Here is a 19,223-nt window from a genome sequence, read left to right as displayed (position 1 = left end):
TTATTGTTTCACACCTCCCACATGTATAGGGTAATGATTCATTTTAATCCTCTTCGATGCAAATCGTATTCAGAATTCTCTCTCGGGAAGTTATACCAATATGCCAACTCATTTGTATATTTGCTCGTCGGGTTTTTATCCATTAAGGCACAGTTAAAATCCCAATCTCCAGCAATATCTTTTCTTATGGTAAAGGTTGCATCACCTATAAAACTTCTTCGAATAATTTTAAATTGTCCAGGTAATGTGTAGCGATTAGATTCATCTTTAAAAAATGCATAGCCTGCCTTTGTTAGCATGTTGTAGTAGTAAATATCAAACTGACCATCTACTTGGGCTAAGACGTTTCGAATAGCTGGTAAATAGTGATCATCACTATCAACGATAGCTATATAATCACCAGTAGCTTCAGTGATACATCGATTATAGGCTACACTAGCACCCAAATTAGTTGGATGGGTAATTATTTTTAAGGCTGGACAGTTTTTTTGATAGTCCTTTAATAGGGCTAAAGTATTGTCGGTTGAGCCATCATCGCAGACGATAATTTCATAGGCATATTCTATTGGGATACTTTCCAACATGGTCAATATCCATTCTTCACTATTATAGGCAGGTGATAAAAAGCTAATTTTCATGTAAAACCTCGATTCTTTTATTGTGAGTAGAAATGTTTAATAGGCGTAAGCAGAAGTTTTATAAAGTCTAATGCTGTTAGCTTTGATTGACATAAAGGATTCTTTATTACAATATGCATTGCAAGAGTTGTTCTGTAGGCAATTGTTTACCCTCGTTAGATATTTAAAAGAGAGAAAGCACTTTAAAAATAAGGTGATTTTACTAGTGTATACATGGTATTTATACTAATCTTTTCACGTTATTAAACGAGAAATCATAATTTAAGGAAAATACAGTCGTTAGATAAAAGGGGGATGTTATGTCCAAAAAGATAGCCTTCATATGTAGCGTGGAATCATATAAGCTCTCCGACGCACATATTTTTAAAGATTTGTGCCTAGTTCCTATTTTGTTAGGTGAATACTTAGGCTATGATGTTAGTATTTTAACGACGGAAATGAATGAAGTCTTATTAAAACAAACCTTTCCTTCTGTCACTTTTCAACCTATTCCGTTTGGGGATGGCTATGTTGCTAATATGAATACCTATTTAATAGAGCATGCGAAGGACATCGATATTGCATTTGCAATAGGGCCGTATCCATCGTATTTGTCGATATTAAAAACCTATAAAAAATATAATCCGAACGGAAAAATTTATATGAAACTAGATGTTAATCGGTTTTGGTTAAATCGATTGAAAACCTATCCTTATTTTACGGAGTTACTCCAGCTTTGTGATGTGCTGTCCTCTGAATGTGAATCCATTCAAAACTCTATTCATGAATTTTCGAATTTAGATATTAAACGTATTCCTAATGGCTTTTATGAGCTGTTTCAAACAGAGCCTGTTTTATTTAACGAGAAAGAAAATAGAATATTAACGGTTGGTCGTTTAGATGCTCCTGAAAAACAAATTCTTTTAGCGGTCAAAGCATTTTTAGCAGCACAACTGACAGATTGGGAGTTTCGGTTAGTAGGTCCAATGTCAGAGGCGTTTAGACAGGAGCTGTTGAACGTACTTGATGGAAGCCCATTCGCAGCGCAGGTCACTATTTTAGGACCGATTTATGATAAGGTGCAACTGGAGGAAGAGTATAGAAAGGCTAAAATTTTCTGCCTTACCTCATTAGTAGAATGCTATGCTCATGTTTTTGCTGAGGCCGCAAAAAATGGTTGTTATATCGTAACGACTGATGTAGATGGGGCTGCGGATATTACCCATAATCAACGCTATGGAACAATTCATCCGACACATGATTGGCAAAGTGTAGGACGGACATTGCAACAAGTAACGAAACAGGAAGTTTTATTGGTTGATACATGCGAACATCTACAAGCATTCGCAAGAGCGGAATTAAATTGGAAACATATTGTGCAAAAAGTGGCTCAATATTTAGAGGAAAAGCCAAGTTTAAATTAGATCGAATAAGAGGAGTAATCTTTAATGAAAAATAGATTCATGATTTTGACCATATGCAATTATATAACGTAATTAGAGTGAAGACAGGGCGACTCCTTGAAAGAGCCGATAGGGGAACAAGGTTAAAAGTATTAAGCGCCTTCGTGATGGTTCGGGAAATAAACCCAAAAACCAATGTATAAAAAAATCCCCTAGATTTTTCATCATCTAGGGGATAATCCTTTTACACTACCTTCTACCGAAAATATTCTATTCTTCTACTAAGTTCGTTTTTTCAGTTGTTTTATCCCGCATTAACGGGCAGTAATTTATCTGTACAGAAAGAGAAGCGACTAGCACCTCAAAACTATGCAAAGGCATTGAGATGAACTGCCCGTAAACGCCAGATTGGTGAAGACTAATAATCAGTGKGGATGAAAAATCCCCACTGATTAAAGTCTTACTTTATTTCAAGTGTATATGGTTGAGTACTAGCTTTGCCGTAATATTCACTTACTTCAATATAGTAAGTTCCTTTATCCAGTTCGACTGTACCTACTTCAGCATCTCCAGCTCCGTAAAAATCTAAAGTTTCTACTGTTTTTCCTTTTGCATCAATAATACGGATGACGCCATCTAGTGCTTTTTCTGTTTTAAGAGAGAAGAACACATCGCGTTTGCTGTCGTTTTTAAATTCAAAATAGTCCTTATCGCCAAATGGAACACCTGCATTTAGATATTGAGAAGCTATCCATTTACCATCTTTTTTCGTAAGCGCAGTTGGTTTTGTCGGTATACCGTTAACTAATTTGGAATCTGCATCTTCATCTGCTTTTTTATGATCAAACAAAGTTAAAGTATACGGTTGGATTGATACTTGTCCAACATTGTTTCCGTTAAGAACAATAAAATACGCGTGATCCTTTTTGGCTTTAAAAGAAGTATTTACATCTGTTGTTCCTCCAAGACCTAGTAGTAGTTGAAGGAGGTCTTCACTCTGTCCAAATGGAATCTCTGTTGCCAATTCTGCTGGATCAATTTTCTTATTACCATTTGTATCTTCTATAATGGAGCCTGAAAACTTCAAGTCATTTAGAAGTTCTTTTGGTAATTGCTCTAGCTGTTCTTTTGTATATGGTACAGAAGAAATAAGAAGGCTCATGACTTCATCTTTGCCTTGTTGTCTAAAATAGTAAAAATCTGTATCATCTTGATAGATTAGATGATCTTTGTAAGTGATATTAGGTCCAATCGTTTTAGCAGTTTTTGGTGTATTATTTTTTCTATTATACTCTGCTGGAATAGCTGCCATTTTACTTGTTTTAAGTGTATACGGTTCAGCAGAACGCTCACCAAGATTCATTACTTGTACAACATAGGTTTTATCCTTTTGCAATGCAATTGTCTTAGCTTCGTTTTCATCAATTTTTGATCCAAGAAGTAGGCTAAGTATCCCCATATCATTAGTTAATGAAGAAACTGGGATTAATTCATTTGTTTTCTCATCGTATTCGAATATATTACCAGCTGGTGATTGGTTCAACCCTTTTTGAATATTGAAACCATAAACGGCATTTTCTTTAGCTGTAAATGTGAAGTAATCTTCATCGTCTTCAGTTTGGAAGTATGCTTTTTGATCTTGACCAATATCAAAACGAATCGCTTGGTCCATAATTTGGTCAGCGTTTTCCGGTTGTCCCATAGCATTTGGATCCATGAATATATTCATAAAATCATTTACTTGATTACGTTTTTTTGTTTTATATTCAGCTAAAGATAAAGGATCTTTTTGTATGTTGTTTTCTTGCATCTCCCCATTAAATGTAAGGCCGTCTTCATCTTGTGGAAGGGTTACGACTTCACTTTTTAATGTGTAAGGAATGATTGATTCACTAACAGTTTCTTCAGTATTAATACCGCCGTTATAGAACATTTCAAGTGAAAAATTGTTACTGTTATTATTAGATACACTTATTACATACTCTTCACCTGGCGTAGCATCGACTACCAAGTTTACTCCATCGCCTTTATCTGTACCATAAGATGCTCGGATTGGATATGCTTCATCTAAACCTTCAGCATCGACTTCCTCTGTTGGTACATTAGCTAAGTCTTCTTTTAAATAAAGCTCCATGGATGCAGTAACACCTGGAATTCCAGTTAAATCAAATTTCAGTGTTGTTGGTTCATTTACTGAAAATGTAAAATAGTCTTTGTCACCTAGATGATCTTCTGAAAGTAGGGTATAGTTTTTCCCTTCTGTACTGAATGGGAATTTTTCAATCTTCTCCATATGCTCCATATCTAATGAATCAATTGGTAATTTATTAGTTGTTTGAGCTGTGAAGACATAGTTAGAATCGCCCTTTGAGCTATAGTTGCCATTATGATCTTTAACTCCAATAAGAAGGGTTCCCTTTTGCTCTGCTTTATATAGGTATCCTTCTTGCTTGCCAACGCGAACATCATTGACGTTAATTGGTTCTACTTCTTTGCTGTTACCTTCAGGGTAGAAGTACAAATCAAATGCATAATCATATTTGTTTGCACCGTTTAATGTCAGCTGGGCATATTCATTTGCATCTAAATTAACCTTGTACCATTTCTTTTCGTCTGGTTGGTTGAATGTGCCTTTTTCTGTATTTAATGTATCCTTTTTAAGGGTTTTTGCGTTTTTCAAGCGCTCTTCTTTTGTTTCTGAATACTGTTTTGGTAAATCTTTTATATTAAACTGTAATGCACTTACAGGATCTACAAGTCCATGTCCATATGTAAGGTCATAGCCTTCATCACCTAAATCCTTTGCGGTCATTTCGAGAATAGCTTCTATTTCATATGGCTTTAAATCTGGGTATTTTGATTTTAATAGAGAAGCCACACCTGCAACAACAGGAGATGCCATCGATGTTCCACTAAATTTTACAAAGGATGATCCTTTTTTCTCATCATGAACCGTACTGTAAACTTCTTCACCTGGAGCTACTAGATCAACCGATGGACCATAGTTTGAATAGCTTGATAGCTTGTTTCTATCATTCGTAGAGCCTACACTAATCACGCCTTCGTAAGAAGCAGGGAAGGAGTAATTGTCTGTCGATTCATTTCCAGCGGCTGCTACAATGGTAACTCCTTTATCAATTGCTTTCTGAACGGCTTCCTGCATTAATGGAGATTCGCCGTAGCCACCAAGGCTCATATTGATAACATCAGCGCCTTGCTCGATTGCATAAAGGATGCCTTGTGCAATGACGAAATCATTAGCACCATCTTTTCCGTTGAATACATCAATTGGAAGAAGCTTGGCATTTGGATTAATCCCGTGACCCCCAATTCCATTATCTTTTGTAGCGCCAATAATTCCTGCTACATGTGTTCCATGATCACCAGGATAAGAAGTATTGGCAGGTGCTGCAGCATTATATGGAGGTAGCACTTGAGATTTTAAATCTGGATGTTTAAAGTCTACACCAGAATCGATAACTGCCACTTTTACATCATTGTTACCTGCTAACTTTAGAGCTTTATCAATTTGAAGTAGGTTTAAATGATACATATCCTGTTTCTTTGGATCTGTTTTTGTGCCAAAGGAATGATACACATAGCTTGGGGATACACTTTTAACCCCTTTTTGCTTAGCATAATATGAAACTGCTTTTTCTAAATTTGTTCCTTTGTTAAGTTGGATAACATCGTAACCTAATGAAGGAATAGAGCGAATCACTTTTGAGCCGATTTTCTTGTGCACATTGTTATCAAGACCTGAATGCTTGATAATAATAGTATCCTTACTAATCCATTCTTTTTGATTCTTAGATGATTGATCCTTATTGCTAGCTACTTTCACTAACTCTTGGTTCTTTGCCGGTGCTTCAGCAAAGGCAGAAGCAGCAGGAACCATTAGTGTAGCAGATGCTACTAGAGCGATTGATTTCTTTTTCCAGTTCTTCAACTGTTTTCCCTCCTTGGGTGTATTAAATATTTGGGCCATCTCTACTATTACGAATGAGTAATAGAAAAGTTTCGTAAATGAGGATATATTTTTCCAAAAGTACCAATCTATATTTTTCCATAATATTTTACCCATGATAAAAATATGTAGAAGAGAGATTTAATACAGGCGACGGCTCCATTCCTACGCTGGCGTAGGAGGATGGATTCAGCCACAATTGAAAAGTACCAACTATGGACAAATTAACTTAAAGCTGCTCTATAAGTCTGTGTAAATCTTCCTTCGAACGAGGTATTTTGATGTTATTCTCAAATAGTTTTTTATTTTGTAAGGCAATGGCCATTTCAAAGACCCATGGGCGTTCAAGATGGGCTCTTTCAAGCAAATCCTCTTGAAAGAACATTGCAACTGGATCCCCATAATAAATAATTCTTCCAGCTTCCATCACGATGATTTGATCTGCCCATTCATAGGCTAATGAGATATCATGGGTTGCCAGTAAAATTGTTCGTTCACCGTTTTCTAACGTAGCTAAATATTGTAAAACTTGTGCACTATAATAATTATCTAGTCCAGCAGTCGGTTCATCTAATAATAAAACGGAAGGTTCCATTGCAAGTACTCCTGCCATGGCGACACGTTTTTTCTGTCCAACACTTAAAAAATGGATCGGTTTATCTAGCAATGCTTCGACTTCGGTTTGAGCGACAGCCCACGCAATTTTCTCTTCAATTTTTTCAGTTGTCCAGCCAAGATTCAGAGGCCCAAATGCAATATCTTGCTTAACTGTGCCAGAAAAAAGCTGGTTGTCTGCATCCTGAAAAACAATGCCAACCTGTTGACGCAATTCTTTTAATGCTTTTCTACTATAGTTAAGTTCTTTGCCACAAAAGGATATACTTCCAGCAGTAGGCTTCAAAATACCATTTAAATGCTGAAATAACGTTGATTTACCAGCCCCATTATGACCAAGTAAAGCAATTTTCTTTCCCTTTGGAATCTGAAGTGTAATATCCGTTAAGGCATGAGTTCCATCTGCATAAGCGTAGGATAAATGTGTTAAATCAAAGTATAAGTCTGTCATTAGAAAAAACCTCCGTAAATGATAAGGAGTATAAAAATAGTAGTAATACCTAGCCAATTTTTCACGTTATAGGTAATATCCTCCTGCCAATAGACAGTTTCGCCACCGCGTGCTTCCATTGCATTGTTTAGTTCACGACTTCGTTGGAACATTTCGGCAAATAAAGCTGTAATCAGCATTGATACCGAGCGAAGCCACTGCATAGGGGAGCTGTACCCAAGGCGGGCCTGTTGGGCAAGATGAATTTTTTGCATACTTTCTAAAAAGATAAAAATAAAACGATACGTTAGTTCTACTAGCTCTACAAATAGAGTTGGAAGTCGCCATTGTCGTAGAACGTAGCAAATGGATTGGACTGATGTTGTGAGAATTAAAAAATACAAACAGCTAATGCTTCCAAGGACAATGAAAAAAAGCTGCTGAGCTGTTACTAGGCTTGCACTGCCGACAAAAATAGTCCAATTATGAAGAGAAAATGACCAAATGTTTGATGGAAGCTTGTTAGTTGCCGGCGCGATAGATATTAAAATGGATACAAAACTTGATAGTAAAAAAAATCCAGGTAGCAATAGTAATTTTGCATAATATCTTGTAGGAATTTTTGCGCCTAAAATGATAAAAGCACTCATCACAATAAATGTAATGAGTGAAATTCGTTCATCTCTCATGATAAGCGACAATATAAGCAGTCCAAGGGATAACGTCATTTTTTCTAGCGGATGAACAGACGCTAATTTATTCAAATAAGCATACTTATCAATGAGTAACATCGCTTAACCCTCTTTATGTTTGCCGCGCATTAAGCCGATGAAATAGCCGATAAATCCAGCTCCGATAGCAGCTTGTAGTGCGAATAATAAGCTTTCAATTTCACCACTTGGCGGCTCCCATAAGCTTTCAAACCATGGCTCGTAGCTAGCATCAATTTCACTAATTGCTGCTTCCGCTTCGCCATCAGCCCCTCCGAATTCTGCACCTTTTTGAATAAACAGGGGGACGATTGCTAGTAACACAACAATGGCTAAGAGCAGTAAGTTTTTTTTCATTTTAGTGAGCCTCCTTTGCTGAGAACACACGTAAAGCTTTTAATTCACTGACATTGTATTTTTTCAGGAAGTTCATAACGATCACTGTTAAAATTCCTTCACTAACAGCAAGAGGAATTTGCGTCAACGCAAAAATACCTGCAAACTTTGTGAATGAAGCCATAAAGCCTCCGACCTCAGAAGGGAAGGCAAGGGCTAATTGCACAGAAGTGACAATATAGGTTCCTAAGTCACCAAGCATTGCTGCTAAAAAGACAGCGATGGAAAATGATAGTCCTATTTTTTGTGAGCCCTTAAAAACATAGTAAGCGATAATAGGGCCCATAATTGCCATGGAAAAGGTGTTTGCCCCTAATGTTGTAAGCCCACCATGTGCTAAAAGTAAAGATTGGAATAATAATACGATTGTCCCGATAACACTCATCGCTAATGGTCCGAAAAGAACTGTTCCAAGCCCAACCCCAGTTGGATGCGAGCAACTCCCCGTTACAGAAGGGATTTTTAAGGCTGATAGTACAAAGGCAAAGGCACCCGATAGCCCTAATATCATTTTTGTTTCCGGATTTTCATCAATGGTTTTACGAATTGAACGTAATCCTAAAATAATAAAAGGAATCGATATGACCCACCAAAAAATCGCCCATTCAATTGGCAAAAAGCCCTCCATAATATGCATCGCAAATGCACGGTTTGGCACGAATAAAAATGCCAATAAGAAATAACTAAGCTTCCAACCTGAAAATTTCAAAAATCTCTCCTCCTCATTAAAATATTTCGAATTAGTATGCGAACTAAACAATTTCTGAATGAAAATAAAAAGCACTTTTCCGTTTTGGAAAAGTGCATAGCTAAAAAAGCAAATAAAATTCTAATCTGCTAAGCCGCACACCCATCCTCGTAGGTTGAAACGATCACATATTTTTCGGCAGGTCTCCTGGCTTTAGTTCAACGTTTTATAGGCCTTCCCATCCTTTGGACAGTGACATTATCTATAAAACTCCCTAGTACAGTGGCGGGACCGCGCCGGACTTGAACCGGCTTCCCTTTTAAGCGAAATGATGAACAATTCGCACCGAAAAAAGATGAAGTTGTGAGATTTCACGACAAAGTGTAACATGATTTTCCATATATATGCTATACTTTTTATGAAAAAATTTTTAATTGAGTCTCTATGTCGAAAATTCGGATAAATCTAAAATAAATGTCGCATTTCTCAAAAAAAATTAATAATAATGTCACAATTTTAGAAAGAAATGTTGAAATTTTAAAAAAATAAGCTATGATAGAAACAGTTTTCTATTACATTTAAATTCTTTCAGCAAATGTCTCCTACCTCTATAGATGGTGAGATGAATGCGAATTTAAGCTACTTTTCAGCGGGTATCCAAACATCCGCTGAAAGAACTTTAAGCCTCCGGCGGATGTCACGGAATTATGCCGAGGCATAATTGATATAAAAAAATTCATATAAAACATATCCATAAGTGCTTGAATATTTTCAAGATAATAGGGAAATCGGTGAAAGTCCGATACAGCCCCCGCTACTGTAATAGCTGATGAAATCGCAGATGCCACTAGTGAAAACTAGGAAGGCGCGAAAGTAAAAGGAAGCTTAAGTCAGGAAACCTGCTTATGTGATGATGCATGCAAACTTTTCGGAGGGAGAAGTTGAAGCGAGAGCGAGTACCCGTATATATTCGTTTTTATTTGGCTTCTACTAAACCTTTACTCTTCGACTAGAGTAAAGGTTTTTCTTTTTCCTAAAAGCAAATGAGGGGAGAACAACTATGACAACTTGGAATTTAGAGGGGATGAAAACACATCTTTTTATTTGCAATGGTAGTAGCTGTATGAAAAAAGATGCTGAGGACATTACGCAGGCAATCCGTGATGAAATACAGTTGCTAGCGCTTGATAAGGAAATACATACGACAAGGACCCGCTGTAATGGCAGGTGTAAGGATGCTTGTGTTGTCATTGCTTATCCTCAGGGGAATTGGTACCGTGTGCCGACGATGGAGCATGCGAGAGCACTCGTACAAGATTTAAATCATGAAGCGTTACATAATGAGCATGTTTTTACATTGCGTGAAGGTTCGTTGCAGCGTACAGCGCAAACAACAGCCATTAAAGGCATTGAAAAGGTGAAAGAGGGGTAACAAAATGGCTCAAAAAGGTAAGATTTTCGTAGTTGGCTTTGGCCCTGGAGACTTTAAACATATTACGACTCGTGCTGTGGAGGCACTACAACAAAGTCATATGATTATAGGCTATAAAACTTATGTTGAACTGATTCAGGATTTAGTTAGTGCAAAGTCGATTATTAGTACTGGTATGACAGAGGAAGTTTCACGTGCACAAGAAGCGGTGCGTCAAGCAGAGGCTGGAAGTATCGTATCGGTCATTTCCAGTGGAGATGCCGGGGTTTATGGAATGGCTGGATTAGTGTATGAAGTATTAATCGAGCTAGGTTGGACAGAAGCAACTGGTATCGAGGTAGAAATTGTTCCAGGTATTTCAGCTATTAATTCATGTGCAAGTTTACTAGGTGCTCCCATTATGCATGACGCCTGTACCATTAGTTTAAGCGATCACCTAACACCTTGGAATTTAATTGCAAAACGAGTGGAAGCGGCAGCAATGGCGGATTTTGTTATTGCTCTTTATAACCCGAAAAGTGGACGTCGTACGAGACAAATTGTAGAGGCACAACGAATTTTATTGGAATATCGTTCTCCAGATACGCCGGTTGGACTTGTGAAAAGCGCGTATCGTGACCGTCAGGAAATTACGATGACTACTTTAGCAGAAATGCTTGAACATGATATCGGCATGTTAACAACGGTTATTATCGGGAATTCAACAACATTCTTCTACGACAATAAAATGATTACGCCACGTGGGTATCAGCGTAAATATACACTTGGTGAGGAAAAACAGCCGTTACGACCACATCAACGACTTAAGGAAGAAAATGAACCATGGGCGATGAATCAAGAAACAGGAGCGGCACGAAATGATTTTGCGACCGATCCTAATGCCAATCGTATTAAGCCCAGTTTAGCCATAACACCACAACCAAAGCCTAAAAAATCATCACTTGAAATGGCGACAGCTGCTCTTACTATGGTGAAGGGAACAAGCGCGGTGAAAGTAACGCCTAAGCGTATTCAACAAAAAATCGAATCTATTTTTGAATTAGCGGTTAGTCCTGGGGTTGCCAATAAGTTCTTTAGTCCTCAACAAATGATGACGTTAGCTGAGGTAGTTGGCGAAGAAGGAACGATGGAGTATACACCAGACCATCAAATTCATTTGAAAATTCCAACGTCTGAGCCTGAAACGATTACCGCAAAACTTCGGGAAGTTGGCTTTTTACTAGCACCACTTGGTGACGTATTATCGTTAAAGGCTTGTGACTTCTGTTATGGAGAAAAGTTTGATTCGATTCCATATGCTGAAGAGATTCAAGAAAAGCTTGGTGGTATGTCGTTACCGAAAACATTAAATATTGGCTTTAACGGCTGTGGTATGGCGTGTTATCGAGCGGTATTTGATGATATTGGCATTGTTTATCGTAAAAGTAAATTTGATGTTTTTATTGGTGCCAAGCCGGTTGGTCGTACAGCACATGCGGCCCAGCCAGTTGTTGAGGGGTTAGAGCCTGATCAGCTAATACCACTTATCACAGACATTATCGAAGAATATAAAGCCAATGCGCATCCAAATGAACGTTTGTTTAAATACTTCAAGCGTGTGAAAAAGATTCTACATTTTACGTATCAGGATATGTCTTCAAAAATAAAAGTTGAGCCCGCACCATGCGGCGACTAGTGAGGGGTAATGAGATGAAAGCAATTTTATTTGTCGGCCACGGGAGCCGTTTAGCAGCAGGGAATGACGAGGTACGCACGTTTATCGAGCAAATGACACCTCGTATTGATGATAGCTTTTTAGTAGAAACATGTTTTTTAGAGTTCGCTTCGCCAAACATTGAAGAAGGTATTACGAACTGTGTGAAGAAGGGTGCTACAGAGGTACATGTTATTCCGATTATTCTTCTTCATGCTGGACATTCCAAACTACATATTCCAGCAGAAATCGAACATGCGCGTGAGCATTATCCAGATATAACGTTCACATACGGTCAAACAATCGGTGTCCATGAAGAGATATTTGCTATTTTAGAAGACCGTTTAGCAGAAATTGGTTTTAGTGCTGAAGAAGAACATAAAGATACAGCCGTTTTATTAATTGCACGAGGCGGTAGTGATCCATCTGCAAATGGTGATTTTTATAAAATCACACGTTTGTTATGGGAAAAGCTCCCTGTTCAGTATGTGGAAAGCGCATTTATGGGTGTCACAGATCCACGTGTAGAAGAAGGAATAGAGCGCTGTGTGAAGCTTGGTGCCAAAAAAATCATTATGCTACCGTACTTTTTATTTACAGGTATCCTAATGGAGCGTATGAACGACATGTGCAAGCAATTTAACGAAAAATATGCTGACTGTGATCTTCAAATTGCCAACTATTTTGGCTATCATGAGCGTTTGCAAAATGTGTTATTAGAGCGTATTGAGCAAGCTGTGAATGGTACATCGACAGGTATGCAAGATTTAGAAAATTATCGTGCTTATGCGGCAGTGCATGGACCTGCGCATCATCATCACCATCATGACCACGACCATGGACATGACCACCACGACCATGATCACGACCACGACCATGATCACGACCATGACCATCATCACCACCATGAAGAGGAGCCGGTAAAATGATTTTCATGTTAGCAGGGACGAGCGATGCTAGGAATCTAGCACTTGAACTACAGTCAGCAGGTTATGCTGTGACGGCTACGGTCGTTACTGATTCAGCCGCTTCAAGCCTTGCAGAAGTCGGTCTACCTCATTTAATCGGTCGTTTAACGGCAGAGGAGATGGCGACGATTATCACTGAGCGAGGGTACCGTTTAGTTGTAGATGCCTCTCATCCATTTGCCGAAGAAGCTTCAAAAAATGCCATGGCGGCAGCAGAGCAAGCCAATGTTCCGTATATTCGCTATGAACGTGCTCATGAGCATTATGCCCATCCACTAATTACGGTTGTGAAGGATTATGAAGAGGCTGCCCATTTAGCAGCTGAAAAACGTGGTGTCATTATGTTAACTACGGGCAGTAAAACGCTGGCTACCTTTACAAAGGTATTACATGGCTTAGAAAATACGCGGGTGATTGCACGTATGCTTCCTCGACTCGATAATATGGAAAAATGTGAAGCACTTGGTGTGGCACAAAGAGATATTGTTGCCATACAGGGCCCTTTTTCTAAGGAATTAAACGAAGCACTGTTTCGTCAATATGATGTGACATTGATGATTACGAAAGAAAGCGGCAAGGTTGGCTCGGTGGATGAAAAGTTAGACGCTGCCCTTGCATGTGGCATTGAAACGATTTTAATTGCAAGACCAAATATAAAATACGGACAGCAATATTCTACATTTGAAGATGTATTACAAGCTGTACAAAACACACTTTAGGAGGCAATTCAAATGGATTTTAAAACAGATTTCAAACCTTTAACAGTAGACCCAGATAAAATTTACGATTACAGTTTTTCAATTATTGCAGAGGAAATGGGCGAGCATAACTTCTCAGAGGACGAGTGGAAAATTGTACGCCGAATCATTCATGCTTCTGCTGATTTTGAACTAGGACGTAGCGTTATTATTACACCAGGAGCGATTGAAGCAGGTATTAAATCAATTCTTGCCGGTCGCCATGTCATTGCAGATGTGCAAATGATTGAAAGTGGTTCAGGTAAAAAACGCTTCCAAAAGCATGGAGGCGATTTACACTGCTATATTGCAGATGAAGACGTATCGATTGAAGCGAAAAAAATAAACACGACACGTGCGATTATTTCTATGCAAAAGGCTGCTAAATTACATGAAGGTGGCATTTATGCAATTGGGAATGCACCAACAGCATTACTTGAATTAATTCGTTTAATTAAAGAAGGCTTAGCGAAACCAGATTTAATTATCGGTATGCCAGTTGGCTTCGTGTCAGCTGCTGAATCGAAGGAAGAGCTATTAAAACTAGAAGGTATTCCGTATATTACAAATGTTGGTCGTAAAGGCGGTAGTACAGTGACGGTTGCCGCATTGAATGCTGTCTCACTTTTAGCGGATGAACAGGCGAAAAAATAATGGAGCGGAAGCCTAAAAAGGATCCCAAGGACATGCGTCACGGTTATACAACGGGATCCTGTGCGACTGCAGTAACGAAGGCTGCGTTACTTGCCTTAATTACAAATGAAGAGCAAGAAACTAGTACCATTCATTTGCCGATTGGCCGAGATGCGACCTTTACGATAGAAAAATGTACATTTCAGCAGGATGCTGTCAGCTGTGAAACGATTAAAGATGCTGGTGATGACCCAGACGCAACACATAAAGCACTCATTATCGGCACAGTAAGCTGGTCGGCTATACCAGGTATTCATTTGGACGGCGGAATTGGTGTCGGGCGTGTAACAAAGCCCGGCTTACCAGTACCTGTCGGAGAAGCAGCCATCAATCCAGTACCACGGAAGATGATTCATAGTACTGTACAGGGCGTACTTGATGAATTTCAAATTAAACGAGGCGTTAATGTAGTTATTTCCGTTCCTAAAGGTGAGGAAATTGCTAAAAAAACGTTAAATGGGAGACTTGGTATTATTGGAGGCATCTCCATTTTAGGCACAAGGGGAACCGTCGTGCCTTTTTCAAGTTCCGCCTATATGGCCAGCATTGTCCAAGCGATCAGTGTTGCAAAAGAGGCTGGTTGTGAGCATTTAGTTGTTACGACTGGTGGACGTAGTGAAAAGTATGCGATGGCACAGTACCCTCATTTGCCAGAGGAAGCGTTTATAGAAATGGGCGATTTTGTAGGCTTTACATTAAAGCATTGTAAACGACTTGGTATGAAGCGAGTATCGCTTGTTGGTATGATGGGGAAATTCTCGAAAGTGGCACAAGGTGTCATGATGGTGCACTCCAAAAGTGCGCCTATTGATTTTAACTTTTTAGCTCAATTAGCAGTGGATATAGGTGCAGATGGTGAAACCGTTACAAACGTACGAGAGGCAAACACTGCTTCACAGGTCGGAGAAATTATGGCAGAAAAGGGCTATGATGCATTCTTCAATCACTTATGTGAAGCGTGCTGTTATTCATCATTACATCATATTAAGGGTGGTTTAACGCTTTCCACATCGATTTATTCGATGCAGGGACAATTATTAGGAAGGGCTGATGACATTGCATCGATCGATGAAATTGATTGGGATCGGGGATAACGGACAAGAAAGCTTGCTACCGCAATATGTGCAGTGGATTGAAGACTGTGAGGTACTTGTTGGTGGGGAGCGTGTTCTAGAATTTTTCCCGAACTTTACTGGTGAAAAAATGTTGATTAAAGGTGGTCTTTCAGCGCTTGTTGAAAAATTATCTACAGAAACAAGAAATACAGTTATTTTAGCTTCAGGGGATCCATTATTTTACGGAATCGGTGGTTATTTAGCGAAGAAGCTAGACATTGAAGTTTATCCGTATATGAGCTCAATACAGCTTGCTTTTTCTAAGATGGGAGAAAGCTGGCAGGATGCTTATGTCACAAGTATTCATGGGCGCTCCATGAAAGGCTTAGCACAACGTATTGATGGTAAAAAGAAAGTGGCATTGTTAACAGATGCAGAAAATAATCCGAATGCGCTAGCACGTTATTTAAAACATTTTGGCATGACAGAATACCGTGCGTTTGTTGCAGAAAATTTACAGGGTACAAATGAGAAATTCGGCTGGTATTCGCTTGATGAATTAGAGATGGCTGATTTTTCTCCGTTAAATGTTGTCATTCTACAGCAAACTTCAGTACCGAAACGTTATGCTCTCGGTATTGATGATGAAGAATTCTCACAGCGTAAGCCAGACAAAGGGCTTATTACGAAAAAAGAAATTCGTGTTTTAAGTTTACAAGCGATGCAGCTACAGAAGGATAGCGTCGTTTGGGATGTTGGCACATGTACGGGTTCGATGGCCATTGAGGCAGGTAAGCTTGCGCTAGAAGGTCAAATTTTTGCAGTGGAGAAAAACGCTCCTGATTTAGAAAATTGCTTGCAAAATCAGCAAAAGTTCCGTGTAGATATTACAGCTATTCATAGTAAAGCGCCAGCAGGACTTGAAAACTTCCCTGATCCGGATGCGATTTTTATCGGCGGTACAGGAGGAGAAATGGTGGAGCTATTACAAATGTGTTGTACACGCTTAAAGCAAAATGGTCGTATTGTCTTGAATGCTGCAACAATTGAAAATTTATATAAAGCAGTCGAAGCGTTTAAGTCTTGTGGTTTTGCTGTAGACATCTTGCAGGCACAGCTTGCGCGCAGTAAACCAATATTAGATATGACACGTTTTGTCCCATTAAATCCAATCTACATTATTTCTGCATATCGAAAGGAAGAAAATCATGAGTAATCTTGGTATTTTATATGGCTTGGGCGTAGGTCCTGGTGATCCAGAGTTAATTACAGTTAAGGCATTCCGTATCATTCAAGAATCGCCTGTTATTGCCTATCCGAAAAAACTAAAAGGCAGTAAAAGCTATGCCCACCGTATCGTAGATGTTTATATTAACCCAGAAGAAAAGGACATGCTTGGCCTAGTATTCCCAATGACAAAAGATGAAGCTGTATTAGAACGCGAATGGACGAAATCAGTGGAACTTGTCTATGAAAAATTAAAAGAAGGTAAGGACGTCGCATTCGTAACAGAAGGTGACCCATTACTATATAGTACGTTCATCCATATGATGAAGCTTATGCAAGATATGCACCCTGACGTTGAAATTCAAACAGTTCCCGGAATTTCTTCATTCAATGGATCAGCATCACGACTTGGAATCGCGCTGGCAGATGGCGATGATCGTGTAGCCATTGTCCCTGCCCATGATGACTATGATGCAATGCGTGAAGCGATTGAAAGTCACGATGCAGTGGTGTTCATAAAAGTAGCGAAGGTTATTGATTTAATGCTTGAGGTGCTACGTGATTTAGATTTACTTGATAAGGCATCGGTCGTAACAAAGGTAACGTCTGACGAGGAAATTATTTGGGATGTACAGGAGCTAGACGGTGTTGATTTAGAATATTTAACGTTAATGGTGGTGCGTAAATAATGAAGAAAATTTATATTGTCGGCGCTGGTCCTGGTGATCCAGATTTAATTACAGTAAAAGGCTTACATATGCTACAAACAGCAGACGTTGTCATGTATACAGATTCTTTAGTGAGTGAGGATCTTATTGCAAAGGCACGACCTGATGCAGAAGTTATTCGTACAGCAGGGATGCATTTAGAGGAAATGGTAGCGGTCATGGTAGATCGTGTCAATGCCGGTAAAGTAGTAGCTCGTATGCATACGGGAGACCCTGCAATGTATGGAGCGATTATGGAGCAGGTGGCACTATTAAAAAAAGAAGGCATTGGCTATGAAGTTATTCCTGGTGTTAGCTCTGTTTTCGCTTCGGCAGCGGCAATTGGGGCAGAATTAACAATTCCTGACTTAACACAAACACTTATTTTAACGCGTGCCGAAGGACGTACACCTGTACCAGAATTCGAGAAGCTACGTGATTTAGCGAGTCATCACTGTACAATCGCATTATTCCTAAGTGCAACGTTAACAAAGAAAATAGTAAAAGAATTACAAAATGCTGGCTGGGCTGATGATACACCAGTAGCTGTTATTCAACGAGCTTCTTGGCCAGATCAAAAAATCGTACGTACAACATTAATTGAACTGGATGAAGCAATGCGTGTGAATGGTATTCGTAAACATGCGATGATTTTAGCTGGCTGGGCATTAGATCCGAATATTCATGATAAAGATCAATATCGTTCGAAATTATATGATGCTAGCTTCACACATGGCTTTAGAAAAGGCGTGAAGACTAGTGATTGAGTTACAAGAGGGCGTATTGCCAGAGGTTGACCAACGAAATCCTTATGCAGTTGTAGCCATCACCAAGCACGGTGTTCAAATTGGACGTCGCTTGCAGCAAACCTTTGCTGCGAGCGACTTATATTACATGAGTAAATTCGAGCAGGGTGATGAAGCAGAAAAGCATATTCAGATGTTTACAGGTACTGTGCGTTTACTGCTGCCTACTCTTTTTAAGCAATATAAAGGCTTAATTTTAATCATCTCACTCGGTGCAGTTGTACGCATGATCGCACCGATTTTAAAAGATAAAAAGACAGATCCAGGTGTTGTTGTCATTGACGACCGTGGTGAAAACGTTATTAGCGTCTTATCAGGACATTTAGGTGGCGCCAATGAGCTAACACATGAAGTAGCCGCAGCACTTGTAGCAAATCCAATTATTACGACAGCCTCAGATGTGCAAAAGACTATTCCGGTTGATTTATTTGGTGCACGTTTTGGTTGGGTATGGGATAGTGCTGACAAACTGACACCTGTCAGTGCCTCTGTTGTTAACGAGGAGCATGTTGCAATCGTTCAGGAAACGGGAGAACGTGACTGGTGGATGCGTGACACAGCGATGCCAGAGCAAATTAAAATGTATCCGTCAACATATGCTGCGATTGAAGCGAAACCACATGCTACTTTGCTGATTACTGACCGCATTATTGACCCAGAGGAAGAAGTGCTTCTTGAAAATGGTGTCATTTATCGACCAAAGTCGGTCGTGCTTGGCATGGGCTGTAATCGTGGGACATCTATGGAAGAAATTGAACAAATCATTGATGAAACTCTTGCAGAACTGATGCTTTCGAAAAAAAGTGTGAAAGCGCTATGCACAATTGATTTAAAGAAGGACGAGCAATGCTTCCTAGACATAACAAAGAAATACGATTGGGAATTTGTAACATATTCACCGGCGGAATTAAATGAAATTGATTTCCCATCACCTTCGGAAACCGTATTTAAATATACAGGAGCATACGGGGTGAGTGAGCCTGCAGCAATGCGTTATGCGCAGGTAGAGTCGCTTGTGCTAGAAAAGAAAAAATMGGGCAATGCTACAATCTCTGTTGCTAGATTAACATTTTAAGGAG

At 39.2% G+C, this 19,223-nt stretch carries 17 protein-coding genes and 2 riboswitches; of the genes, 11 read left to right on the top strand and 6 right to left on the bottom strand.

Annotated features, from left to right (window positions below):
• Positions 1 to 38: 38 nt before the first annotated feature.
• Positions 39 to 638: a glycosyltransferase family 2 protein gene (locus tag AC1DCY_RS03175; RefSeq protein WP_477347380.1), complete on the bottom strand. Its 600-nt coding sequence runs from the start codon at positions 636 to 638 to the stop codon at positions 39 to 41.
• 299 nt (positions 639 to 937) lie between these two features.
• On the opposite strand from AC1DCY_RS03175, the gene AC1DCY_RS03170 reads away from it, so the two are divergent.
• On the top strand, positions 938 to 2,041 hold the full coding sequence (locus AC1DCY_RS03170) for a glycosyltransferase family 4 protein (RefSeq protein ID WP_477347378.1): 1,104 nt from the start codon (positions 938 to 940) through the stop codon (positions 2,039 to 2,041).
• A 439-nt stretch (positions 2,042 to 2,480) separates the two neighbouring features.
• Here AC1DCY_RS03170 and AC1DCY_RS03165 read toward each other — a convergent pair whose 3' ends face one another.
• The 5 genes from AC1DCY_RS03165 to AC1DCY_RS03145 all read right to left on the bottom strand — a co-directional run bounded on the left by AC1DCY_RS03165 (position 2,481) and on the right by AC1DCY_RS03145 (position 8,847).
• Positions 2,481 to 5,969, bottom strand: coding sequence for a S8 family peptidase (locus tag AC1DCY_RS03165; RefSeq protein ID WP_477347376.1), 3,489 nt, complete (start codon positions 5,967 to 5,969; stop codon positions 2,481 to 2,483).
• A 247-nt stretch (positions 5,970 to 6,216) separates the two neighbouring features.
• Positions 6,217 to 7,053 (bottom strand): energy-coupling factor ABC transporter ATP-binding protein, encoded by an 837-nt coding sequence (locus AC1DCY_RS03160; protein WP_477347375.1) that lies wholly within the window; start codon positions 7,051 to 7,053, stop codon positions 6,217 to 6,219.
• On the bottom strand, positions 7,053 to 7,823 hold the full coding sequence (gene cbiQ, locus AC1DCY_RS03155; protein ID WP_477347373.1) for a cobalt ECF transporter T component CbiQ: 771 nt from the start codon (positions 7,821 to 7,823) through the stop codon (positions 7,053 to 7,055). The genes AC1DCY_RS03160 and cbiQ overlap by 1 nt, the downstream gene beginning before the upstream one ends.
• 3 nt (positions 7,824 to 7,826) lie before the next feature.
• Entirely contained in the window at positions 7,827 to 8,099 is a 273-nt protein-coding gene (locus AC1DCY_RS03150; RefSeq protein WP_049664351.1) for an energy-coupling factor ABC transporter substrate-binding protein, read from the bottom strand.
• Between the two features lies 1 nt (position 8,100).
• Entirely contained in the window at positions 8,101 to 8,847 is a 747-nt protein-coding gene (locus AC1DCY_RS03145) for an energy-coupling factor ABC transporter permease (RefSeq protein WP_477347370.1), read from the bottom strand.
• A 159-nt stretch (positions 8,848 to 9,006) separates the two neighbouring features.
• Positions 9,007 to 9,191: riboswitch (cobalamin riboswitch) on the bottom strand.
• A gap of 374 nt (positions 9,192 to 9,565) precedes the next feature.
• Positions 9,566 to 9,747: riboswitch (cobalamin riboswitch) on the top strand.
• Between the two features lie 139 nt (positions 9,748 to 9,886).
• Between AC1DCY_RS03145 and AC1DCY_RS03140 the strand changes: the two genes are divergently transcribed.
• Genes AC1DCY_RS03140 through AC1DCY_RS03095 form a run of 10 tightly spaced genes read left to right on the top strand, consistent with a single transcriptional unit; the run spans position 9,887 to position 19,219 of the window.
• On the top strand, positions 9,887 to 10,258 hold the full coding sequence (locus AC1DCY_RS03140; RefSeq protein WP_387081853.1) for a (2Fe-2S) ferredoxin domain-containing protein: 372 nt from the start codon (positions 9,887 to 9,889) through the stop codon (positions 10,256 to 10,258).
• A 4-nt stretch (positions 10,259 to 10,262) separates the two neighbouring features.
• A complete protein-coding gene (gene cobJ / locus AC1DCY_RS03135; protein WP_477347368.1) occupies positions 10,263 to 11,933 on the top strand; it encodes a precorrin-3B C(17)-methyltransferase in 1,671 nt (556 codons plus the stop codon).
• Positions 11,934 to 11,947: 14 nt separating this feature from the next.
• A complete protein-coding gene (locus AC1DCY_RS03130) occupies positions 11,948 to 12,880 on the top strand; it encodes a sirohydrochlorin chelatase (RefSeq protein WP_477347366.1) in 933 nt (310 codons plus the stop codon).
• Positions 12,877 to 13,638: a precorrin-6A reductase gene (gene cobK / locus AC1DCY_RS03125; RefSeq protein WP_477347364.1), complete on the top strand. Its 762-nt coding sequence runs from the start codon at positions 12,877 to 12,879 to the stop codon at positions 13,636 to 13,638. Before AC1DCY_RS03130 ends, cobK begins: the two co-directional genes overlap by 4 nt.
• Positions 13,639 to 13,650: 12 nt before the next feature.
• Entirely contained in the window at positions 13,651 to 14,310 is a 660-nt protein-coding gene (locus AC1DCY_RS03120; protein WP_477347362.1) for a precorrin-8X methylmutase, read from the top strand.
• Positions 14,310 to 15,443, top strand: coding sequence for a cobalt-precorrin-5B (C(1))-methyltransferase (locus AC1DCY_RS03115; RefSeq protein WP_477347360.1), 1,134 nt, complete (start codon positions 14,310 to 14,312; stop codon positions 15,441 to 15,443). The genes AC1DCY_RS03120 and AC1DCY_RS03115 overlap by 1 nt, the downstream gene beginning before the upstream one ends.
• The gene (gene cbiE / locus AC1DCY_RS03110; protein ID WP_477347358.1) at positions 15,400 to 16,620 is read left to right on the top strand and encodes a precorrin-6y C5,15-methyltransferase (decarboxylating) subunit CbiE; all 1,221 of its coding nucleotides are present in this window, start codon (positions 15,400 to 15,402) and stop codon (positions 16,618 to 16,620) included. Before AC1DCY_RS03115 ends, cbiE begins: the two co-directional genes overlap by 44 nt.
• A complete protein-coding gene (cobI, locus tag AC1DCY_RS03105) occupies positions 16,613 to 17,320 on the top strand; it encodes a precorrin-2 C(20)-methyltransferase (RefSeq protein ID WP_053483789.1) in 708 nt (235 codons plus the stop codon). Before cbiE ends, cobI begins: the two co-directional genes overlap by 8 nt.
• Entirely contained in the window at positions 17,320 to 18,105 is a 786-nt protein-coding gene (gene cobM, locus AC1DCY_RS03100; protein ID WP_477347356.1) for a precorrin-4 C(11)-methyltransferase, read from the top strand. Before cobI ends, cobM begins: the two co-directional genes overlap by 1 nt.
• Positions 18,098 to 19,219: a cobalt-precorrin 5A hydrolase gene (locus AC1DCY_RS03095; protein WP_477347354.1), complete on the top strand. Its 1,122-nt coding sequence runs from the start codon at positions 18,098 to 18,100 to the stop codon at positions 19,217 to 19,219. The genes cobM and AC1DCY_RS03095 overlap by 8 nt, the downstream gene beginning before the upstream one ends.
• Positions 19,220 to 19,223: the final 4 nt, after the last annotated feature.

Source organism: Lysinibacillus sp. 10T31 (assembly GCF_056394365.1).
Note: the sequence above shows the minus strand (reverse complement) of the source record. Positions and strands in the feature narration are given on the sequence as shown.